At 48.7% G+C, this 22,537-nt stretch carries 13 protein-coding genes, 1 tRNA gene, 3 rRNA genes and 1 other RNA gene; all 18 read right to left on the bottom strand.

Annotated elements, in window-relative coordinates; all coding sequences use genetic code 11:
- Positions 1–3: 3 nt before the first annotated feature.
- A complete protein-coding gene (gene cobK, locus KAH19_RS09495) occupies positions 4–768 on the bottom strand; it encodes a precorrin-6A reductase (protein WP_210684393.1) in 765 nt (254 codons plus the stop codon).
- The gene (gene cobJ, locus KAH19_RS09490) at positions 765–1,496 is read right to left on the bottom strand and encodes a precorrin-3B C(17)-methyltransferase (RefSeq protein WP_009144629.1); all 732 of its coding nucleotides are present in this window, start codon (positions 1,494–1,496) and stop codon (positions 765–767) included. The genes cobK and cobJ overlap by 4 nt, the downstream gene beginning before the upstream one ends.
- Before the next feature lie 12 nt (positions 1,497–1,508).
- A complete protein-coding gene (locus KAH19_RS09485) occupies positions 1,509–2,576 on the bottom strand; it encodes a cobalt-precorrin 5A hydrolase (RefSeq protein WP_210684392.1) in 1,068 nt (355 codons plus the stop codon).
- A 3-nt stretch (positions 2,577–2,579) separates the two neighbouring features.
- Positions 2,580–3,365, bottom strand: coding sequence for a precorrin-4 C(11)-methyltransferase (gene cobM, locus KAH19_RS09480; RefSeq protein ID WP_210684391.1), 786 nt, complete (start codon positions 3,363–3,365; stop codon positions 2,580–2,582).
- Positions 3,365–4,066 (bottom strand): precorrin-2 C(20)-methyltransferase, encoded by a 702-nt coding sequence (gene cobI / locus KAH19_RS09475; RefSeq protein ID WP_009144632.1) that lies wholly within the window; start codon positions 4,064–4,066, stop codon positions 3,365–3,367. The genes cobM and cobI overlap by 1 nt, the downstream gene beginning before the upstream one ends.
- A gap of 4 nt (positions 4,067–4,070) precedes the next feature.
- Positions 4,071–5,207 carry a cobalt-precorrin-5B (C(1))-methyltransferase CbiD gene (cbiD, locus tag KAH19_RS09470; RefSeq protein WP_246869353.1) on the bottom strand — a complete coding sequence of 379 codons (1,137 nt, stop codon included), beginning with the start codon at positions 5,205–5,207 and terminating at the stop codon, positions 4,071–4,073.
- Between the two features lie 358 nt (positions 5,208–5,565).
- Complete coding sequence (locus KAH19_RS09465; protein WP_210684390.1) at positions 5,566–6,198, bottom strand: NlpC/P60 family protein; 633 nt, start codon at positions 6,196–6,198, stop codon at positions 5,566–5,568.
- 125 nt (positions 6,199–6,323) lie between these two features.
- Positions 6,324–7,283, bottom strand: a complete 960-nt coding sequence (locus tag KAH19_RS09460; protein ID WP_246869352.1) for a glycosyltransferase family 2 protein — start codon at positions 7,281–7,283, stop codon at positions 6,324–6,326.
- Positions 7,284–7,369: 86 nt separating this feature from the next.
- An RNA gene (gene rnpB, locus KAH19_RS09455) (RNase P RNA component class A) lies at positions 7,370–7,722 on the bottom strand.
- A gap of 176 nt (positions 7,723–7,898) precedes the next feature.
- Complete coding sequence (gene fusA / locus KAH19_RS09450) at positions 7,899–9,959, bottom strand: elongation factor G (protein WP_210684389.1); 2,061 nt, start codon at positions 9,957–9,959, stop codon at positions 7,899–7,901.
- A gap of 220 nt (positions 9,960–10,179) precedes the next feature.
- Positions 10,180–11,640, bottom strand: a complete 1,461-nt coding sequence (locus KAH19_RS09445; RefSeq protein WP_210684388.1) for a TrkH family potassium uptake protein — start codon at positions 11,638–11,640, stop codon at positions 10,180–10,182.
- Between the two features lie 18 nt (positions 11,641–11,658).
- Positions 11,659–13,116: a TrkH family potassium uptake protein gene (locus tag KAH19_RS09440; RefSeq protein WP_210684387.1), complete on the bottom strand. Its 1,458-nt coding sequence runs from the start codon at positions 13,114–13,116 to the stop codon at positions 11,659–11,661.
- Positions 13,117–13,118: 2 nt separating this feature from the next.
- The gene (trkA, locus tag KAH19_RS09435) at positions 13,119–14,465 is read right to left on the bottom strand and encodes a Trk system potassium transporter TrkA (RefSeq protein WP_210684386.1); all 1,347 of its coding nucleotides are present in this window, start codon (positions 14,463–14,465) and stop codon (positions 13,119–13,121) included.
- 847 nt (positions 14,466–15,312) lie between these two features.
- A 5S ribosomal RNA gene (rrf, locus tag KAH19_RS09430) occupies positions 15,313–15,429 on the bottom strand.
- A gap of 69 nt (positions 15,430–15,498) precedes the next feature.
- Positions 15,499–18,404, bottom strand: a 23S ribosomal RNA gene (locus KAH19_RS09425).
- Positions 18,405–18,639: 235 nt separating this feature from the next.
- Positions 18,640–20,191: ribosomal RNA gene (locus KAH19_RS09420) — 16S ribosomal RNA — on the bottom strand.
- Together the 16S, 23S and 5S rRNA genes form the textbook arrangement of a ribosomal RNA operon.
- 437 nt (positions 20,192–20,628) lie before the next feature.
- The gene (locus KAH19_RS09415) at positions 20,629–22,341 is read right to left on the bottom strand and encodes a B12-binding domain-containing radical SAM protein (protein WP_210684385.1); all 1,713 of its coding nucleotides are present in this window, start codon (positions 22,339–22,341) and stop codon (positions 20,629–20,631) included.
- 74 nt (positions 22,342–22,415) lie between these two features.
- Positions 22,416–22,502, bottom strand: a tRNA-Leu gene (locus KAH19_RS09410).
- Positions 22,503–22,537 lie beyond the last annotated feature (35 nt).

Raw genomic sequence — 22,537 nt, 5'->3', positions numbered from 1 at the left:
ATATCAATTACCGGCAGCAAAATGCTGCTTGAGGTAATCAACAATCTCACTATAGCCGGCACCGGTTTCCTCCTGTGCACGGCCGATGACTATCAGCTTGGCGCCGGCAGCTGCCGCTGCCTCCACCTTTTCGTCAAAGCCGCCGACAGCACCGGAATCCTTGGTCACCATAAACTTGCTGCCATACTTTTTCAGCATAGCAACATTCAGCTCCTTGCTGAACGGTCCCTGCATGCAGATAATGTGCGCAGGCTTATAACCAAGCTTCAAGGCAATCTGCAGGCTGCTTTCCAGCGGCAGGATACGCAGAACGATACGCTCGGCGTAATCATGCACAGCGGTGAAGTCCGGCAGATTCTTGCTTCCGGTAGTTAGGAAGATGCCTCCGTCCAGATGATTCAGAAGCTCAACTGCTTCCGCAAAATCGTGAACGGTAATGTAATCGCCGCCCTCGCCCGACGGACGCACCAGGCGCAGATATTCAACCTGCTCGGTGCTGCAGGCCTCCTGCACCGTTGCGGTAACAACGGTAGCATAAGGATGTGTAGCGTCAATAACGCAGGCAGGGCGATGCTCTTTAATAAAGGCACGCATAGCTGCAAGGTCCATACGCTCTGCCATGACGGTCATTCCCGGCTGCGGCTCAATCAAGGACGCACCGTAATCCGTAGCAACAGAAACATACAGCTCCACCGGCAGCTTTGCCAGCTCCTTAATCAGGCGGCGTCCCTCACTGGTGCCGCCGATAAGCCAGATTACCGGTTTCATGCCAGCTTGTAACCACGCGGGGTTACCATACGGCCATTAATTACTTCTGTCTGAGTGTTGCCGATAATAACGGTAGAGAACATATCTACCTGTTTATCGCGCAGCTCTGCCAGAGTAGTCAGTTCAAAGTCCTGACCATCGCGGCCGATGTTGCGTACAATGCCTGCAGGAATGGTACCAGGCTGATTTTTCAGCATGATATCGCAAGCCTTTTGCAGGTAATCATGACGCTTGTGGCTGGAAGGGTTATACAGGCAGATGCAGAAATCGCCTTTAGAAGCGCAGTCAAGACGCTTCTCGATTTTTTCCCACGGAGTCAGCAAATCGCTGAGGGAAATCAGGCAGAAGTCGCTAATCAGCGGTGCACCCAGTACAGCAGCGCCGGAGCATGCTGCGGTAATGCCGGGAACAACCTCGATTTCAATTTCGGGATGATCCTTGGCAACCTGACACATAATGCCGGCCATGCCGTAAACGCCTGCGTCACCACTGGAAATCATAGCAACGGTTTTGCCCTTCAGAGCTTCGTCCAGAGCCAGCTTGCAGCGGTCAACCTCTTTACGCATGCCGTTGGAGAGGAATTCCTTCTCCTTGAAATCTTCCTTAATCAGGTTAACATATACATTGTAGCCTGCAATAACATCGCAGGACTTCAGTGCGTCGTAAGCTCTTTTGGTCATTTGCTCTACGCCGCCGGGTCCAAGGCCCACAACAAATAATTTACCCATTATCTCGTCTCCTTAATCAGTCTTCAATCCGGTTCTGGCAAAATCCAGGACCAGGTTTTCGGCTGCAACAGCCAGAGTTACACCATTCAGACTTGTCTTGCGCAGCAGCAGCCTGCCGCCCTTGCTGTCTTTCACAGCACTGCGCTCGCATACGTTGCTTACACCAACTACGCTCTGCACAAAGGCCGACGGCGTGAAATCGCCTGCTACGCTGTTCAATTCATCGGCTGAATAGAAATTAGCAGCAAAGTTATATTTTTTGGCAAATGCCAGTAAACCCTGCTCGTCTTTTTTCAAATCTACGCTAGCGATTGCCACAACGGAACGCTTGTCCAGCTGCAGCTTTTCCAGCTCCGGCAGTACCAGAGCTTCAATATTTTCCAAAGGCGTATTGCGACGGCAGCCGATTCCCAGATGCACAATCTTGGGAAGCAGGCGCACCGTAGTTGCAAACGGCTGCAAATGCTTTTGCAGCGTAACAGCCATACCTACCGGCAGGCTGCTGTCCTCAACTACCAGCTTGGGCAACGGACCTGTAAGCTGAAATTCCTTATCATAATACAGGCCTACCTTTTCATCACCCACCAGTGCTGCGGCAAAATCCTTGGCTGCTGCCAAAGAGCACAGCACCATGCGGTTGCGGGCCGCCCATTCGTCAACAGCGAAAAGGCCGTTGACATCTGTCGCCGTAGTTACGCAGGCAGTTGCGCCCAGCGCTGCCGCCAGGCAACGCGAAAGCTCATTGGCTCCGCCGATGTGACCTGCAAGCAGAGGAATAACAAAGCTGCCGCGTTCGTCTACCGAAATAACCGCAGGGTCCGTCAGCTTACTTTTGATAAAGGGCGCGATAGTACGCACCGCAATACCCACAGCGCCGACGTAAACCAACGCCTGACATTTGTTGAAAACAGCTGCGCAGGCACCGTTATGATCCGGCAGCATCGGGGCAATGCCCGTCTGCTCCGCATACTTCGCTACAGTCTGCAGCTCCGTTTCATAACCGATGCTATGCAGGTATTCGGCAACCTTTTTGCTCAGCTCCGCGCCACGCGCCGAAAAGGAAAATATAGCCGCGCGCATAGCTTATTTAACCTCGGGCTTAACGTCCAGTTTAGTCGGATCTGCTTCACGGAAGCCGTGAGCGAAGGTCGGGTTGTACAGCTCGCTGCGGTCATAAGCGTTGCCCAGGAAGCCGCCAACGGTAATCAGCGCAGTTTTGTTGATACCGTATTTAGCAGCGTTTTCTGCCAAGGTACCAACGGTGCAGCGGATAACCTTTTCATCCGGCCAGGATGCTTTGTAAACAATAGCAGCCGGAGTATCGTTTCTGTAACCGCCTCTTACGAGCTCGGTCTGCAGTTTTTCCAGCATACCGCTGCTCAGGAAGATAACCATGGTTGCCTTGTGGGCAGCATAGTCGGCAATCTTCTGATGGCTCGGAACCGGAGTACGGCCTTCCATACGGGTAATAATAACGGATTGGCTTACGTTCGGCAGAGTGTATTCAGCCTTCAGGCAAGCAGCAGCAGCGCAGAAGGAGCTTACGCCCGGAACAACCTCGTAGTCAAGGTTGTAGCTGCGCAGCAGGTCAATCTGCTCGCGGTGTGCACCGTAAACACTGGGGTCACCGGTGTGCAGGCGTACAACCAGCTGGCCGGCCTGAGCTGCGGGAACCATAGCAGCAATAACCTCTTCCAAGGTCATGGTTGCACTGTTCATAATAGTACATTCCGGTTTGCAGTATTTCAGCAGTTCCGGGTTAACAAGGGAGCCTGCGTAAATAACCAGGTCAGCCTTTTCCAAAAGTTCTTTACCTTTTACAGTAATTAAGTCAGCTGCACCGGGACCAGCACCAATAAAATAGATCATTATTCATCAAACTCCTTTTCTTTAACCAATATTACTGAGAAATAGCTACTCTTAGGATCTACTTCTTCAAGGTTACGATAGATTTTTTCACCCGGCAGGCCGCATCTTTCAACCATACCGGAATTTTTAATGAGCTTACGCTCGCGCAGCTCGTCAACTACACGGCCGATTTCGCTTGCGGATTTCATCAGCACTTTGTTGCCGGGGCCGTCCAGGAATGCTGCGGACTGTTTATAGCTGCCGGGCAGAACAATCAGCGGTTCTGCTCTTTCGCACAGGGAAGTGTTCAGCTTAGCTGCAACAGCGCAGATAGAGGTTACGCCTGCAACCAGCTCTGCATCATAGCCATCCTTCAGCACCAGCTTATGAACGTAAATGCAGGTTGCATATACGGTAGGACAGCCAAGAGTGATGAATACAACGTTTTTGCCTTCATCAAGCAGCTTTTCAATAGCATCGGCACCCTCGCGGTGTGCCTTGTCCATTGCTGCCATATCCTTAGTCATAGGCATATAAACAATAAGCTGGGGTTTTGCATCAAGATCTACTACGTGATTAACGATTTCCTTAGCCGTCATTACGTCGGTATCTCCCTTAGGCAATGCAACAACGTCACATTCCTTCAACAGGCGTACAGCCTTCAGGGTCATTAATTCCGGGTCTCCGGGACCGATACCAACACTATAAAGTTTGCCTCTCATTCTCTCATACTCCTTTTTGCTTATGTAGCTGGATTAATTCGTCTGCGTACTTAGTCTTGCCCAAAATGCCATAGACATTGGAAAACATCAAAGCAGCCGTTTTTATTTTGCCATGCACTCTATGCTGCATGTAAAAATCAATTTTTTCCGTAACCTTGTCCATCACAGGCTCAAAGATTTGCTCCCGTTTCAGAACCTTGGTCACCTCATCGGTAGTAAGGCAGCCGTAAATCTCACGCCCTACCTCCACCGAAGCTCCGTGGAATATTGCCTCCAGAGCAAACAACTCCGTGCGGCAGTCCGCATACTTGGAATGTGTATTCATTACGCCCTGCGCCACCTTCACCAGCTTACCGGAATGGCCGATAAGCAGCAAGGTTTCAAAGCCGCAGTAAACGGCATAATCCAAAAGCTCACCCACAAAGTTGCTGCAGGTAACATGACCGTCAAGATCAAGCTTCATTTCATCGCGGGTAAAATCCTCGCCATAGTTGCCGAAGAACACCAGCAGATTTTTATTGCCGCGCGCCTTCTGTGCTCTGATTTCCACATACATCGTTTCAATCAGCGCTCTTTCACTCATCGGCTCTACAATACCGCTGGTTCCTAAAACCGACAGGCCGCCGATAATACCAAGACGGGGGTTGAAGGTTTTCTTGGCAATTTCTACACCTGCGGGAATAGAAATCGTCAGCTTCATGCCGCCGTTATAACCGGCAGCCTCCATAGCCTTGCCAACCTCCTGCGTAATCATTCTGCGCGGCGTGGGATTTATCGCCGGTCCGCCGACAGCACACGCCAGACCGGGCTTGGTCACCCTGCCTACGCCTACGCCGCCTTCCAGCTCGATACCGCTGCTGTCAGTTTTTTCGGCTTTGGCATAAACCAGTACACCGTTAGTATCATCAGGATCGTCACCGGAATCCTTGCGGATTGCACAGCTGACATAATCCGGAGTCATCTCTACATCCAAAGGCTCAAGGTCAAGCACAATGCCCTTGGGAGTGTCAATGCGCACAGTTTCAACGCGCTCGCCTGTCAGCAGCATAGTTGCTGCTGCCTTAGATGCGGCCGTTGCACAGCTGCCGGTAGTATAACCACAACGCAAAACCTTTCCTTGCGAAAACTGATATTCTTCCAAAGTGCAGCTCCTTCACAATTAATTTTCCCATATGGTAGGGATTATCAATAATAAAAAAAGACTTCTGCCAAATCCGACAAAAGCCATAAAGACAGAATTAACTAATGACAATTATTCCATGCAATTAGCAAACCCAACTGCCTCCATCACCCGTGGATTCAGAATAAAGCATGGGCTGACTGCTGACTTAGACACAAGGCCTTCACAGCGGCGGGACCGTCAGGAGTTAACCATCTTGTCAATTAAGAATGAATCACCCACACCAATAACCTGTTTTATTATATCATAAATAAATAAAATTTCCAATACTTTGCATAAGAAAAAGCAGATAAGCCGAAGCCTATCTGCTTATAACCTTTTAGAGAACGCGGCAAGCGCCGTAATAACGTGCGCCCCAATAGCCGGTGAATGCGGAAGAAACAGTTACGCCGGTGCTGGTGCCTGCATGAATGAAGTTGCCGTCGCCAACATAAATACCAACATGAGAAGCACCCGGTTCATATGTGGTAAAGAAAATCAAATCGCCGGGACGAAGCTGGCTCATGGAAATCTGACGGCCGGAGTAGAACTGGCTGTCAGCCATACGCGGCAGATATACACCTGCTCTTGCAAATGCATATTGGGTAAAGCCGGAGCAGTCGAAACCGTAAGGAGTAGTTCCGCCAAATACATATGGAGTACCGATGACGCTGTAAGCAGAACGCAGTACGTTGCGTACAACGGAATTGCTACGGTTAGGAGGCATCTCCCTGTTCATCAGCGCTCTATAGGTAGCTGACCCTACAATACCATCAACCTCTAATCCTTTATCAGCTTGGAAGTTTTTAACAGCTCTTTCGGTTTCGGGACCGAAATCGCCATCTATATTATTAATAGAATAGCTTAATTCTACCAATCTCTTTTGAATTGCCACTACTTCCTGTCCATCATCTCCGCGTTGGAAGGAAGCCAAAGCTGTTACAGCACAGCTTAAACTAAACAAAACTGTCATACAGAAAACTAATACTTTGCGTTTGACCACTGGCACCTACATCCTTTCTTCTTTTTTAAGACATACCTATTATACCACAAAATACCGTTTCTGTAAAATCCTAATTTGTTATAATATTAATGCGCTTATTTTGCTTTATTTTCGTTTATTTTGTTACAGTTCTGCAGATGACGCGCTACTAAATATAGTGGTCTATGCTTGATTTCCTCGAAAATACGCCCAATATATTCGCCAAGGATACCTATCCCTACAAGCTGAATTCCTCCAAGAAACAAAACACTGACTGTAGTAGTTGCCCACCCCGGAACGGCATCGTTGGTCACAAATTTCACATAAAAAACATGGCCCAAAAGAAGAATACTGCACATACCGAAAACAATGCCTATGTAAAATGCCCAGCGCAAAGGCAGGTTGGAAAAGGCCGTAATACCGTCAAGTGCAAAGTGCAGCATCTTGCGCAGATTGAATTTGGACCGGCCCGCAAAGCGTGGCGGTGCCACAAATTCCACCACAGCAACATGAAAACCGAGTGTATTGACCAGGCCGCGGATAAAGCGTGCACGCTCGCGATACAGCTTGAAGGCATCAACCGCAATTCTGTCCATCAGACGAAAGTCGCTGCCACCGGGAGTAATTTCTACTTTAGATAATGTGTTGATAATCTTATAGTAGGCTGCAGATGTCAGGTTCTTAAAAAAGCCTGCATCCTCCGTAGCCATGCGCTTAGTCTGCACAATCTCGTTGCCTGCCTCCCAAAGGCGCAGCAGCTCGGGAATCAGCTCAGGCGGATGCTGCAAATCGCCATCCATCGTAATAACCGCATCACCGTCGGCATGATCAAGGCCACAGGTAAGCGCCATCTGGTGACCGTAGTTGCGGCTCAAAAGATAGGCCTCCACATGCTCGTCCTGCGCCGCTAGCTCCGCCAGAATCAGCGCACTGGTGTCACGCGAACCGTCGTCAACAAAAATAATATTGTAATCATAGGCTTCCTGCTGCATAACAGCGGTCACATGCTTGTGAAATTCGTGCAGGTTATCTTCTTCATTAAATACCGGCACTACCAAAGAAACTTTTTTCTTCATTATATTACACCACTTATTCTTCTGCCAAAAAATCTGCTCAAATAAAATCAGACAAAAAAGGCTGCCATCAGGCAGCCGTTTTGCAAAGTATGAGTACTCAATAAGCCGAGTTCTGTTCCGCGAAGCGGTGATGATCATTTATCTAGTCTTACAGTTACCTGCAAGCTCAAGCGACACAACCCGGAAGGCTCAGCGGGCAGCTTCATCCCTCCCCTATTTGGTCTTGCTCCGGATGGGGTTTACCTAGCCGGCCTGTTACCAGACCGCTGGTGCGCTCTTACCGCACCGTTCCACCCTTACCTGCAAATGCAGGCGGTACACATTTCTGTGGCACTATCCCTGAGGTCACCCTCGCCGGACGTTATCCGGCATCCTGCCCTGTGGAGCTCGGACTTTCCTCATCTGGCTTAAAGCCAGCCGCGATCATCTTTCGTACTCAACTGTAGATTTTAGCATATTTATTCCGCTTAGTCAATACCGGCGGCTGCAGTATTATTGTCGCAGGCATAACTTAAATGAAGCTGAAACGAAAACCGTCCCACAACAGCAAACTGCCGGCTGACTCACGTCAGTCGGCAGTCCCATAAACGCTTTATTCAGTTGTCGCAGGTTTAATTACGCTTCCTTATGCTCAGCGATAATTTTTTCTGCCATCTTAGGCGGAACGTCTTCGTAATGGTCGAATTTCATTTCGAAGGTTCCCTGACCTTGGGTAATTGCGCGGAGGTCTACGGCATATTCCGAAATCTCTGCATAGGGTACCTGAGCATTAACTACGCTCAAGCCGTCTTCTACGCTCTGCATACCGAGAATGCGACCGCGTTTGGAGTTCAAATCGCCGATAACATCGCCCATCATAGAATCGGCACAGGTTACGTTTAAGCTGTAAATAGGCTCAAGCAACACCGGCTTGCATTGTTCCATGGCCTTCTTGAAGGCGATATTGGAAGCAGTTTTAAATGCCATTTCAGAGGAATCGACAGTATGATACGAACCATCAAGCAGGGTGATGCGCATATCTACAACCGGATAGCCTGCAAGGATACCCTTTTCCATAGCTTCACGCATGCCCTTTTCAACAGCAGGGATATATTGGCGAGGTACTGCGCCACCGAAAATCTTATCTACAAACTCAAATCCACCTCCGGGCGGCAGGGGTTCCATTTTAATAACTACGTGACCATACTGGCCATGACCGCCGGACTGCTTCTTGTGCTTGCCTTCTACCTCGGCAGAGCCACGAATAGTTTCGCGATATTCGATAATCGGTGCTTTGAGAATAGCCTCAACACCAAATTTACGCTGCATACGCTCCATGATTATATCAATGTGCTGGTCGCCCATACCGCTGATTAAGGTTTCCTTGGTAACAGGGTTCTTGGTAACGATAATCGTCGGGTCTTCATCCATCAGACGATTCAGAGCGGACATGATCTTGTCCTCATCACCCTTTTTCTTCGGATAAATTGCTCTGGTGTACATCGGCAGCGGGAAGTTAATGGGCGGGAATTCAACCTCAGAGTTCTTGTCGCAGAGGGTGTCACCGGTAGAGGTATATTGCAGCTTGGCAACTACACCGATATCACCGGCAGGAACCTGCTTCATAGGAATCTGAGTCTTACCACGCATTGTGAAGATGTTAGCAATACGCTCTTCTTCTTCACGGCGAGAGTTATAAACTACGCTATCTGCTTTAATTGAGCCTGAGAATACACGGAAATAACTTAGACGGCCAACAAAGGGGTCGGAAGTTGTCTTAAATACCAACGCTGCCATCGGAGCATTGGCGTCACGTACTTCTTCTTCACCGGTTTCTTTATCCATAACGATATAGTCGTTCAAAATTGCCGGATAGGTAAAGTCGATGATAGCGTTCATCAATCGACCAAGACCAATGTTCTTGTAGGCACTGCCGCAAAGCATAGGATAGATGATAGCCTGACGAATGCCCTTAATCAGACATTTCATAATTTCCTCGTCGCTAATCTCTTCTCCTTCCAAATAACGCATCATGCAATCGTCATCTGCTTCAACCGCAGCCTCTACCATCTTTTCGTGGGCAGCAGCAGCAGCCTCTTTATACTCATCCGGAATCTCTATTTCATCGGAGCCATTACCGTTGGCACGATAGGCCTTCATTTTGTAAAGGTCTATAATACCCTGGAAGTTGTCCTCCTTGCCCAAAGGCAGCTGTAACGGCAGTACATGCTTACCGAACTTACCACGCAGGTTATCCAAAATGCTATCAAAATCAGCGTTCTCACGATCCATCTTGTTGACAAAAATGATACGCGGCAAACCGGCTTCTTCAGCCAGCTTCCAGCATTGTTCGGTACCAACCTGTACACCGCTGGTTGCGCAAACCACGATCAACGCACTGTCTACTGCTCTAAAAGCTCCTTTAACCTCGGCAACGAAGTCAGCAAAGCCGGGAGTGTCGATGAAGTTAATCTTGGTATCACGCCATTCAACAGGTGCCAAAGTGGCGTTAACGGAGACCTTACGTTTGATTTCCTCGGGTTCATAGTCAGTGGTGGTAGCACCGTCTTCAACCTTGCACATTCTGCTGATTGCTCCGCTGCGATACAGCAGGGCTTCGGTAACGGACGTGGTTCCTGCTCCACCATGACCCACAATGGCCACATTTCTAATCTTATCTCCAGTGTACTCTTTCATGATAAATCCCCCTTTATCAGGCATTTGTTATGACAAGTATTTCGCTGATATTGCCCATTTATCCTGCTTTTTGTGAAAAATTTCTCATAATTTTTTAAATTCACTTAAAATTGTAACGCATATTACAGTTTTCCGGGAGAAGACGGGGTTAGGCGAAAAAATCCGACGCACCGCTTCTACAGCACGTCGGATTTACTTTATTCATCCCACAATATTCACTTTACCATCTCTTGCTGCTGCGCCAGTATTCACCGCGAAGCAAGGCCAGCACGGTAAACAGCTCCAAGCGTCCCAGGAGCATTGCCAACGCCAGCGTCAGCTGTCCCAGACCAGTAACACCGGCATAGTTACCCGTAGCACCGATACTGCCAAATGCAGGACCGACACTGGAAATACAGGAAGCCACGCCGAAAACAGCCTCGTCTACATCCACACCGCTTAAGCAGAGCAGCATCGTCAAAATAGCTATAACCAGAACATAAACAAAGAAGAAACGGCTTACGTTGATAATCGTTTCTGTCGGCAGACGTCTTTTAGCATAGTAAACGTTGAGCAGCATCTGCGGATGCATAGTGCGACGCAGCTCCGCCATAACAGTTTTCAGCAGTACGATAAAACGGCAGACCTTAATACCACCTGCGGTAGAGCCGGCGCAACCGCCCGTCAGGAAGGTTACAGCCAAAACGAGCTTGGAGAAGGAAGGCCATTGGTCATAATCCGCCGAAACATAACCCGTGGTACTGCCGAAGGAAGCCACCTGGAAGAACGCTTCACGCACACCATCCGCCACACTGTAGCCATTCACCATAATGATATTGATACTGATTAAAACAGTGAAAATAGTCAGCAACACAATGTAGCTTTTAAATTCCAGGTCATGCCACAAAACCTTCAGGCCGATTTGCGTAACCTGATAGTATAAAGCAAAGTTGCCTGCCGCCAAAATCATGAACAGACCGGTAACAATCTCAATACCCGCACTGTGAAAATGCGCAATGCTGTCGTTATAGGTAGAAAAACCGCCGGTAGCAATCGCAGAGCAGGCATGATTTACCGCGTCATAGGTGCTCATGCCCAAAATCGCCAACATACCGGTAAGAATAATCGTAAACAGCAGATAGATATAAAACAAAGCTACGGCAGTTGTACGGATACGCGGCAGAATACGGCTGTTGGAAAAGCCGCTGACCTCCGCGTTGAAAAGATACACCGCACCGCCGGCAATCTGCGGCAGGAGCGCTACGAACAGCACGATGATACCGATACCACCAATCCAGTGCGTCAGCGTGCGCCAAAGTAGCAGGCTGCGTGACACTATATCAAGATTGGCAATCGCCGTTGCGCCGGTAGTGGTCAGTCCGGACATACTTTCAAAGTAGGCGGCGGCAGGGTTCAAAATTCCGTCAAAGCAATATGGCAGCGCACCCAAAGCTGCGGCCAAAAGCCACGAAAAGAATACCGTACCGATGCCTTCACGCACTGATAAGTTGCGTGCATCCTTTCCGTCACCATAGTAATCAAAAATACCGGCCAAAATAACAGCTACCGCTATGGAAAAGATAAAGGTTCTGGATGTAGCATATTCGCCGTAAACAACAGACATCAAAAGCGGCAACAGCTGTGCAATTGCCAGGCCGGCAGAAATTTTTCCCAGGAGATATATTATAACATTTGCATTCATCTTCTATACCTCCTGCCGTTACCAATTCTGCTTATCGCGCCAAAAATCCGGGCGCATGATAACTAGCAGCGTAAAAATTTCCAGACGTCCCAAAATCATCGCCCAAATGCTGATAAAACGTGCCCAATCCGAAAGGCAGTTATAGGTAGATGTCGGGCCGACGATGCCGAAGGCCGGGCCTACACTGCTCATACAGGCAGCAATCAAGCCCATTGATTCCATTATCGGTATCCCCGACAAGGAAATCAGGATAGTCAGCACAATAAATACCAAAATATACAGGAAGAAGAAACGCGTAATATTACCGACGATAATCGGGTTAATTTCGCGCTCACCCATCCTGATGGAATAAACGATGCGCGGATGCAGAGTACGCAGCAGCTCCGCCCAGCCTGCCTTCAGCAGAATAACAAGACGTGTAATCTTGATGCCGCCTGCGGTTGAACCGCTGCAGCCGCCGATGAACATCAGCATCAGCAGAACGCTGCGGCTGAAGCTGGGCCAGTTGTTATAGTCATCCGACGCATAGCCCGTCGTACTGCCGATAGACACAGCCTGGAAAATACTGTGACGAAGAGCGCCGTTAAAATCCATATAACCGGAAAAATACAGATTGCCACAGATAAGTGCAGCCGCTGTTGTGAGTATCAGCAGATAATATCTGTGTTCGCTGTCCTGACGCACGGATGCCCAGTCACCACGCCAGATTTTATAATACAAAGAAAAGTTCATGCTGGCAATCAGCATAAAAACAATAGCAATAGTCTCAACATAAACAGACCTAAAGGAAATCAGGCTGTCGTGATAATAGGAAAAACCACCTGTCGCCATAGTTGCCAACGCCAGGTTCAGCGCCTGAAATATCGGCAAGCCTGCAAGCAGCAGTAAGGCAACCTCCACAGCTGTTAAAATAACATAGATTAAGAGAATCATCATGGCAGATTCCTTGATTTTCGGCAAAGTTCGTTCAGCCGTACCACCAGGAAGCTCTGCGTTGAACAGGTAGCTTGTACCGCTGTTCATCTGCGGCATGATGATAATAAACAGCATGATAACGCCTATACCGCCGGTCCAGTGCGTTAAGCAACGCCAGACACGGATGCTGGGCGGAAAATCGTTAAAAGAAAGTGCGGTAGTAACACCGGTAGTAGAAAAACCGGAAACACTTTCAAAAACCGCTGCAATCGGGTCCGTTGGGGTTAAAAACAAATACGGCAGCGCACCCATCAGGCAGACCAACAGCCAACCGCAGCCTACTACCGCAATGGCTTCACGCACACGCAGGCGCTGACGCGGTCTTCTGCTGCCAAAGAGGTTAAAAAGCGAAGCGATAGTGCTCGTTGTAATCAGCGTAAATATAAAAATCCATATATGCTCCCTATCTGCAAGTAATGCAGCAATCAGCGGTACCAGCAATACACAGGAAAATGCTATTGTCAGCTTGGCTAATAAACGGTTAACAAGCCTTGAATCCATAGTTAAGCGCCCCGGCCTTCAAATAACGGTACTGTAGTCTTGGAAAATTCACTTTTGATAAAGAGAATTACGCGGTCGTTGGCATGCAGGACAGTATTACCATTAGGAATATAGGCTTCATTGCCACGCACAATAGCACACAGCAAGCATTCAGGCGGCAGGTTCATATCACGCACTGCCACACCGTCTACATCGCTGTTTTCGCCGACGATAATTTCCAGAGCCTCAGCCTGTGCGCCCTCCAGCAGGGATACGGATACAATACCACCCTTGCGGACGAAACGCAGCACCTCGCCTGCACTCAAAAGACGCGAAGACAGTACGATGTCTACGCCAACCTTTTCCATCAGCTCAATATATTCGTTACGTGCAACACGCACGATAGTCTTGCGCGCTCCCAGATGCTTAGCAAGCTGTGCCAGCAACAGGTTCAGCTTATCATCCTCAGTCAGGCAGATAACAACATCTGCTTCCGAAACGCCCTCTTCAATCAGAAGGTCGATATCGGTACCGTCACCGCACAAAACCAAACCACGCTTCAGCTTAGCAGCCAAAAGCTGGCAACGGTCCTTATCCTTTTCGATAACCTTTACCTGAATGCCCTGCTTTTCCAACATGGGAGCCAAAAAACGACCAGTGCGGCCTGCACCGATGATGAGAACCTTCTCCAGCTTTTCATAGGTATTGGAGAAGGAATTTTCAAATTCGCGAATTGCTTCGTGCTTGCCTACGAAGTAAACATTATCACCCGGAATAACGTAATCATTACCATGAGGAATAATCATCTGATGACGTCTGAATACCATGGCCATCAGGATATCCTTAGGGATATTCAAATCCTTCAGCGGGATATTAACGATTGGAGAATCCTCCTTCACCTTAGCTTCGAACATACGCACCTTGCCGTCAGCAAAATCATCTACGTTCAAGGCAGACGGTGTCATCAGTATATGATCGATTTCACCTGCGGTAATACGCTCAGGATTGATTACGAGGTCAATTTTCATATCATCCTTAAGCATTTCCGGTGAATGGATAGCATAATCAACGTTGCGGATACGGGCAACGGTATGCTTTATGCCGTGATTCTTGGCCATCAGGCAGGTCACCATATTTACTTCATCACTATCTGTGCAGGCGATAAGCACATCGGAGGCACTGATATCAGGATCAGCAAAGGTAGTAGGGCTGCAGGAGTTGCCTTCAATCGCCAGTACATCCAAAGTATTTTGTATGACATCCTTGCGCTTGGGGTCGATTTCTACAACTACTACATCAAACTGATCTTCAGCTAAAAGCTGTGCAATACTAAAGCCAAGTTTACCTGCACCAGCTATTACAATACGCATTTTAGTTACTCCTTTTATACGGGAATTCCGTTAATCTCTATTACTCAAATACTGCTCTATATTATAACACAAATGCCCTTAAACGTCGACAGATGGGCTTTGGGCAGTGTCTGAGAAGTGTTAATAATTTGTAAAAAGGGATGGGGAATGGATATTTAATTGATTATTATAGTAAATTGAGCGAGAGGTAATATCGTGCAAGGAATAGCAATTTTAGCGAATGAGTGTCTGGAATCATCTGCAGGCGCATCCAAGAAGCGAGTCCGCAGGTCGATGCTGATTGGCTCATGCGCGCCATGCGATAGTGTCCCAAGAAGCAAGCTCGAAGAGCGAAGCTGATTGGTTTGACACGAACCGCTAAGTGTTGCATTGTCTGAGCGCTAAGCTATCTACTATAGTAAAATCTCTTTGCATAGCGCGAGTTTTGCGACACTTCGTCTTGATTCCACACGAAATTTGCGTTAAGAAATTGCTGCTGACTGGAACGATATACCTCTCGCGAATATAGAAAGTTCTGTAGAAAGCCTAATACATGCTTGTGCGTCGCTTTGCTCCTTCAAGCATGGCTACCTATCCCTCCAAAAATACTCCCTGACATTCCCTACACCAGTACTTCGTTTAAAAGTTGCCGCTGCCGACTTGATTCCATAATTGTAGAATCTATCCCTCCAAAAATGCTCCTTATTCAGTCGCATTTTCGGAGAAAGCTCCACCTTTTCGATTTCTCACGCCGCAAAGCTCGTGACAAATCTGGTGTCGCTTCTCCCAGGTTCCCTGGTCGGTAAATAGTTTATCCGTTACAGAAAAATAAAACTCCGCATCCTAAGATACGGAGTTTTATTTTTCTAACCGGCAGCTATCTATCCTCCCAGGCCGCTTCCAGCCAAGTACTTTCGACGTATAAGGGCTTAACTACTGTGTTCGGGATGGGAACAGGTGGATCCCCTTAGCCATCACCACCGGATTATTTATTTTTGAGGTTGTACCCTCAAAACTTCAACAGAAGAATTTCTTTAACTTCAGGCTTACTTCTTAAGTCAAGCCCTCGACATATTAGTATCGGTCCGCTGAATACATTACTGTACTTACACTCCCGACCTATCAACCTCGTCTTCTCCAAGGTGTCTTACTAGATTACTCTATGAGAGATCTCATCTTAAGGCTGGTTTCACGCTTAGATGCTTTCAGCGTTTATCCTTTCCGAACGTAGCTACCCAACTATACCTCTGGCGAGATAATTGGTACACCATTGGTTCGTCCACTCCGGTCCTCTCGTACTAGGAGCAGCCCCCTTCAAATCTCTTGCGCCCGCGATGGATAGGGACCGAACTGTCTCACGACGTTCTGAACCCAGCTCACGTACCACTTTAATGGGCGAACAGCCCAACCCTTGGGACCGACTTCAGCCCCAGGATGTGATGAGCCGACATCGAGGTGCCAAACCTCCCCGTCGATATGGACTCTTGGGAGAGATTAGCCTGTTATCCCCAGGGTAGCTTTTATCCGTTGAGCGATGGCCCTTCCACTTGGATGCCACCGGATCACTAAGCCCTACTTTCGTACCTGATCGCCGTGTTTGGCTCTCAGTCAAGCTCCCTTCTGCCTTTACACTCTTCGCGCGATTTCCGGCCGCGCTGAGGGAACCTTTGGGCGCCTCCGTTACTCTTTGGGAGGCGACCGCCCCAGTCAAACTGCCCGCCTGACACTGTCCCGAGTTTCGTTACTCCTACGGTTAGAATTCCGATACATCAAGGGTGGTATCCCAACGGCGGCTCCACGAAGACTAGCGTCCTCGCTTCCATGCCTCCCACCTATCCTGTACGTGATGTATCAGAACCCAATGTCAGGTTACAGTAAAGCTCCATGGGGTCTTTCTGTCCAGTCGCGGGTAACCTGCATCTTCACAGGTACTTCAATTTCACCGGGTCCCTCGTTGAGACAGTGCCCAAATCGTTACACCTTTCGTGCGGGTCGGAACTTACCCGACAAGGAATTTCGCTACCTTAGGACCGTTATAGTTACGGCCGCCGTTCACCGGGGCTTCGGTCGAATGCTTTGGATTGCTCCGGACATCCTTCCTTAACCTTCCGGCACTGGGCAGGTGTCAGCACCTATACGTCAGATTTCTCTTTAGCAGGCACCTGTGTTTGTGGTAAACAGTCGCTTGGGCCTCTTCTCTGCGACCGCCTTATGCTCCATCTGTACAGACTTCACAACAGCGGCTACCCTTATCCCGAAGTTACGGGTACATTTTGCCGAGTTCCTTAACGAGGGTTCTCCCGCGCACCTTAGGATTCTCTCCCCGCATACCTGTGTCGGTTTACGGTACGGGCGGTAATTCTCTAACTAGAAGCTTTTCTCGACAGTGTGGGGTCAGCAGCTTCAGTTCCGTTTCCGGAACCTCCACATCACGCCTCAGACTCACAGGTTGCGGATTTGCCTGCAACCCATCCTACACGCTTGTACAGGAACAACCAATCTCCTGCCTGCCTGCCCTCCTGTGTCACTCCATCGCTCAAACAATCATTACCGGTACTGGAATATCTGCCAGTTGTCCATCTCCTACGCTCCATGCCTCGGATTAGGTCCCGACTTACCCTGGAACGACGATCGTTGCCCAGGAATCCTTATGCTTTCGGTGGAATGGATTCTCACCATTCTTTTCGCTACTCATACCAACATTCTCACTTCTGTGAAGTCCACCGTTCCTTACAGAACGACTTCAGCCCTCACAGAACGCTCCCCTACCCCACGACTTACGTCGTAGCCACAGCTTCGGTTTCGTACTTTAGCCCCGGTAATCTTCGGCGCAGGGTCTCTCGACCAGTGAGCTATTACGCACTCTTTAAATGGTGGCTGCTTCTAAGCCAACATCCTGGTTGTTTTAGAGACCCCACATCCTTTTCCACTTAGTACGACATTAGGGACCTTAGCTGGTGGTCTGGGCTGTTTCCCTTTTGACCACGGATCTTATCACTCGTAGTCTGACTCCCAAGCTCTACAGTATAACCATTCGGAGTTTGACAGGGTTCGGTAACCTTTATGGCCCCTAGCCCGATCAGTGCTCTACCGCCTATACTTACTACTTGAGGCTAGCCCTAAAGCTATTTCGGGGAGAACCAGCTATCTCCGCGTTCGATTGGAATTTCACCTCTACCCACATCTCATCCTAAAGCTTTTCAACGCTCACAGGTTCGGTCCTCCACGCAATTTTACCTGCGCTTCAACCTGGACATGGGTAGATCACTGCGGTTTCGGGTCTACGTACACTAACTATCCGCCCTATTAAGACTCGCTTTCGCTTCGGCTCCGTGTCTTCCACTTAACCTCGCTAGTGCACGTAACTCGTTGGTTCATTCTTCAATAGGCACGCCGTCGCTTTCGCTCCGACTGCTTGTAGACATACGGTTTCAGGTTCTCTTTCACTCCCCTCCCGGGGTTCTTTTCACCTTTCCCTCACGGTACTATGCGCTATCGGTCGCCATTCAGTGTTTAGGGTTGGAGGGTGGTCCCCCCGGCTTCCCACAAGATTCCTCGTGCCTCGTGGTACTCTGGATACTGCTCATCTCTCTGGCCTTTAACCTACGTGGCTTTTACACTGTTTTGCCTACCTTTCCAGGTAGTTCGGATAAACCATTGAGACTAAATGCAGTCCTCAACCCCGGCGAGCCGTAGCTCACCGGTTTGCCCTCTGCCCTCTTCGCTCGCCGCTACTGTGGGCATCTCGTTTGATTTCTCTTCCTCCGGGTACTTAGATGTTTCAGTTCCCCGGGTTCCCTTCCTTTCGGATACCTGCCCATGACGGCAGGTGGGTTTCCCCATTCGGACATCTACGGATCAATACTTGCTTGCAGTTCCCCGTAGCTTTTCGCAGCTTACCGCGTCCTTCATCGGCTGATGGCGCCTAGGCATCCGCCGTATGCCCTTAGTAGCTTGACTTTTTCAGCTTACTAAGAACTTTGCGTTCCTAGATCTCGTTAACTCATTCTCTTTGCTTTCGCATTGATTAGAGGTGCCTTGTCATCTCATCAATAACAAGGACTTTGTATTCTTCTGTTTGAAGTTTTCAAGGTACAATAGAAGGTTTTTTGGACCTTCAAAACTAAACATCATCCTAAGCGAATGTGCGTCGACTTGTCGTACGAACAAGTTTCCTCGTTCGTGTACTCCATAGAAAGGAGGTGATCCAGCCGCACCTTCCGATACGGCTACCTTGTTACGACTTCACCCCAATCATCGGCCCCACCTTAGACGGCTGGCTCCTTACGGTTACCCCACCGGCTTCGGGTGTTACCAACTTTCGTGGTGTGACGGGCGGTGTGTACAAGGCCCGGGAACGTATTCACCGCAGTATGCTGACCTGCGATTACTAGCGATTCCGACTTCATGCAGGCGAGTTGCAGCCTGCAATCCGAACTGAGATCGGGTTTCTGGGGTTTGCTCTGCCTCACGGCTTCGCTTCCCTCTGTTGCCGACCATTGTAGTACGTGTGTAGCCCAAGACATAAGGGGCATGATGACTTGACGTCATCCCCGCCTTCCTCCAAGTTGTCCTTGGCAGTCTCCTATGAGTCCCCGGCATTACCCGCTGGTAACATAGGATAGGGGTTGCGCTCGTTGCGGGACTTAACCCAACATCTCACGACACGAGCTGACGACAGCCATGCACCACCTGTTTTCATGTCCCCGAAGGGAAAGCTCCATCTCTGGAGCGGTCAATCAATGTCAAGCCTTGGTAAGGTTCTTCGCGTTGCGTCGAATTAAACCACATACTCCACCGCTTGTGCGGGCCCCCGTCAATTCCTTTGAGTTTCATCCTTGCGGACGTACTCCCCAGGCGGGGTACTTATTGCGTTAACTCCGGCACAGAAGGGGTCGATACCTCCTACACCTAGTACCCATCGTTTACGGCCAGGACTACCGGGGTATCTAATCCCGTTCGCTACCCTGGCTTTCGCATCTCAGCGTCAGACACAGTCCAGAAAGGCGCCTTCGCCACTGGTGTTCCTCCCAATATCTACGCATTTCACCGCTACACTGGGAATTCCCCTTTCCTCTCCTGCACTCAAGTCTTCCAGTATCCAGAGCCATACGGGGTTGAGCCCCGCATTTTCACTCCAGACTTAAAAAACCGCCTACATGCTCTTTACGCCCAATAATTCCGGACAACGCTCGCCACCTACGTATTACCGCGGCTGCTGGCACGTAGTTAGCCGTGGCTTATTCGTTTACTACCGTCATTACAAGTCATTATTCACAACCTGCACATTCGTCATAAACAAAAGAGCTTTACGGAACGAATTCCTTCATCACTCACGCGGCATTGCTCCGTCAGGCTTTCGCCCATTGCGGAAGATTCCCCACTGCTGCCTCCCGTAGGAGTCTGGGCCGTGTCTCAGTCCCAATGTGGCCGTTCATCCTCTCAGACCGGCTACTGATCATCGCCTTGGTAGGCCGTTACCCCACCAACTAGCTAATCAGACGCAGGCCCATCCTCTAGCGATAGCTTATAAATAGAGGCCATCTTTCACAGCATCCTCATGCGAGATTGCTGTCACATTCGGTATTAGCACCCCTTTCGGGATGTTGTCCCCATCTAGAGGGCAGGTTGCCCACGCGTTACTCACCCGTTCGCCACTAAGATTATCGAAATAATCTCCGTTCGACTTGCATGTGTTAGGCATGCCGCCAGCGTTCGTCCTGAGCCAGGATCAAACTCTCCAATAAAGTTTATTGAAGAACTAATCTAGCTCTTATTATTTAAAAAAGAAGTTATTTGACTTGGTCTTGCGTTTTCACGCTCGACCCGCACATTCGCTTTTTTCTAGGTTTATGTTCAGTTTTCAAGGTTCAGTGCCTAGCGATTTTGGCTTTTGTTTTGTTGCCGTATCGCGTCGACTTGTATATAATACCATGTGACCTGCATTATGTCAACACCTTTTTTGTTACTTTTTTAACATTTTTTCGTGATACACGTGGCTCAGTATTCAAAAGAAGTATCATGTATACACGCTTTAAAGCACCTAAATTTTCTTCGAAAAATCTCAAAAAAAGTTAAAATTTCTACTGAAAAACGGTAAAAAACGCGTAAATTTCTCCAAAAAAAACGAGCCGACGCAAGAATTTTTTCTTTCGCCAGCTCGATTTTTTGTACTGATTCTATTCTATTTTTCTTCTATCGGCAGCTTAATCAGCTTCTGTTGCTCGCCGCTGTTATCCAGCATCACAAAAATTTCTTCTGTATTACCGGTCTCCCAGTCTGCTTTAAACAATTCAATCGGATACAGCTTATGGATTTGGCGCCAGCTGCTGAACTTATATGCAGGAATATATCGGCGCACCTTTTCCTCATCACGCCAAAACGCAGAAACTGTCTCAAAAATTGCTTCTGTCTGCCACTTCAGCCACTCCGGACGCCATTGAGGTATCTCACAGAACACGTCAAAGCGCAGAATCTCCAGCAATTCCGCCTGCTTATCAGCATAATTTTCTTCTATAAATTGCTTTAAGATAGCTGCTACACCCTTGGCGTTATGTGTCTGCGGATAGAAGCCTGCCTTCATCCACCACTGCGTCAGCTTTCTGTAAAAGGCAAATGCTGTCATGCCGGAAGCACGCAGCAATGCCCTCAGCGTATACTTAAAGCCGCCGCTGTTGGCCGTCTGGTCCAGAATATTATCTAAGTGCTTCAAATACAGCATATCCTCATATGGCATATACTTAGTCGCCAAAATTTCATAAGGCGGTTCGTCCATATAACGCAAATCATGCTGCTCTGTTTCCCTGCGCATCTGCGTACCCGGCAGAACTTTCAAAAATCCCAGCTGCAGCATATCCGCACCCAAACCGTAAACATCATCAAAGGATTTAGCAAAGGTCGGCAAATCCTCATAAGGCAGGCCGGCAATCAAATCCACATGGATATGCATATTACCGAAGGACAGCAGACGCTTAACATTTGCTGCCAGCTTCTCCCAGTTATCCTGTCTATTGATAGCTTTTAATGTTGTCTGATGCGTGCTCTGAATGCCGATTTCCAGCTGGAAGCGTCCCTTCGGCACCGTCGCCAGAAAATCCATAACGCGCTCTGACAGTATATCGGCCTTAATTTCAAAGTGAAAGGTAACATTTGTATCAGCCTGCGCCAGATGCTGCATCATCGGAAGAAAGTATTTTTCATCCAAATTATATGTACGGTCGACAAACTTCACCAACGGCACGCCTGCAGCAATAAATCTGTCCAAATCGCGCAGCACAAGCTCCAGCGGACGCTTGCGCACAGAACGTGAAATGCCGGACAGACAGTAAGCGCAGTTAAAAGGACAGCCACGCGTGCATTCGTAATATACTATCTTATGTTCTGCCAGCATTTTTTCCAGATCAGGATACGGAAACGGCAACAGCGACATATCCTCTATTACGGTGATGCCGCCGTTCAGGTTCACCTGCTCCCCTTCGCGATACGCAATATGCTGAGGAACAGCGCCACCGTCAGCCAAATACTGCAGCAGCTCGCTGAATACCAGCTCGCCCTCACCCTGCACGATATAGTCTGCCTGCGGCAGTTCCGCAAAGATTCTCTCTGCATCGAACGCTACTTCAGGACCACCAATCACGATTGCAGCCTGCGGACGCAGCTTGCGCAGCATACGTATCAGCTTAAATACGAACGGTTTGTTCCAGATATGTACCGAAAAGCCGTAGACCTGTGCCGGTACAGCCATGATTTTTTCCAACACCGCCAAAATCGGCGTGTTGATTGTTTCTTCTATTAATGTTACCTCATGCCCCTGCGCTTTGGCATATTCGCCGACATAGCGCAAGCCAAGGCCGGTATGGATGTATTTACTGTTAATTGCGCTTAATACTACTTGCATTTCCTTGCTCCTCAAATTTTTAACCACAAATACAGAAAAAGCTCTACAACCGAAATTGTAGAGCCTAAATTTACTGGTGCCGAAGGCCGGACTCGAACCGGCACGAGCGTGAACCCGCTTGATTTTGAGTCAAGTGCGTCTGCCAATTCCGCCACTTCGGCATAAGTTCCAATCACTCGGAACAATAGTAATTATA

It is taken from the genome of Phascolarctobacterium sp. Marseille-Q4147 (assembly GCF_017968825.1).
Taxonomy (GTDB): Bacteria; Bacillota; Negativicutes; order Acidaminococcales; family Acidaminococcaceae; genus Phascolarctobacterium_A.
The sequence above is the reverse complement of the archived record's forward strand: the minus strand, read 5'-3'. Positions and strand labels throughout refer to the sequence as shown.

Coding starts and splice junctions, on each gene's coding strand:
- cobK (WP_210684393.1), bottom strand. CDS start 768: ATGAAACCGGTAATCTGGCTTATCGGCGGCACCAGTGAGGGACGCCGC.
- cobJ (WP_009144629.1), bottom strand. CDS start 1,496: ATGGGTAAATTATTTGTTGTGGGCCTTGGACCCGGCGGCGTAGAGCAA.
- KAH19_RS09485 (WP_210684392.1), bottom strand. CDS start 2,576: ATGCGCGCGGCTATATTTTCCTTTTCGGCGCGTGGCGCGGAGCTGAGC.
- cobM (WP_210684391.1), bottom strand. CDS start 3,365: ATGATCTATTTTATTGGTGCTGGTCCCGGTGCAGCTGACTTAATTACT.
- cobI (WP_009144632.1), bottom strand. CDS start 4,066: ATGAGAGGCAAACTTTATAGTGTTGGTATCGGTCCCGGAGACCCGGAA.
- KAH19_RS09465 (WP_210684390.1), bottom strand. CDS start 6,198: ATGACAGTTTTGTTTAGTTTAAGCTGTGCTGTAACAGCTTTGGCTTCC.
- KAH19_RS09460 (WP_246869352.1), bottom strand. CDS start 7,283: ATGAAGAAAAAAGTTTCTTTGGTAGTGCCGGTATTTAATGAAGAAGAT.
- fusA (WP_210684389.1), bottom strand. CDS start 9,959: ATGAAAGAGTACACTGGAGATAAGATTAGAAATGTGGCCATTGTGGGT.
- KAH19_RS09445 (WP_210684388.1), bottom strand. CDS start 11,640: ATGAATGCAAATGTTATAATATATCTCCTGGGAAAAATTTCTGCCGGC.
- KAH19_RS09440 (WP_210684387.1), bottom strand. CDS start 13,116: ATGGATTCAAGGCTTGTTAACCGTTTATTAGCCAAGCTGACAATAGCA.
- trkA (WP_210684386.1), bottom strand. CDS start 14,465: ATGCGTATTGTAATAGCTGGTGCAGGTAAACTTGGCTTTAGTATTGCA.
- KAH19_RS09415 (WP_210684385.1), bottom strand. CDS start 22,341: ATGCAAGTAGTATTAAGCGCAATTAACAGTAAATACATCCATACCGGC.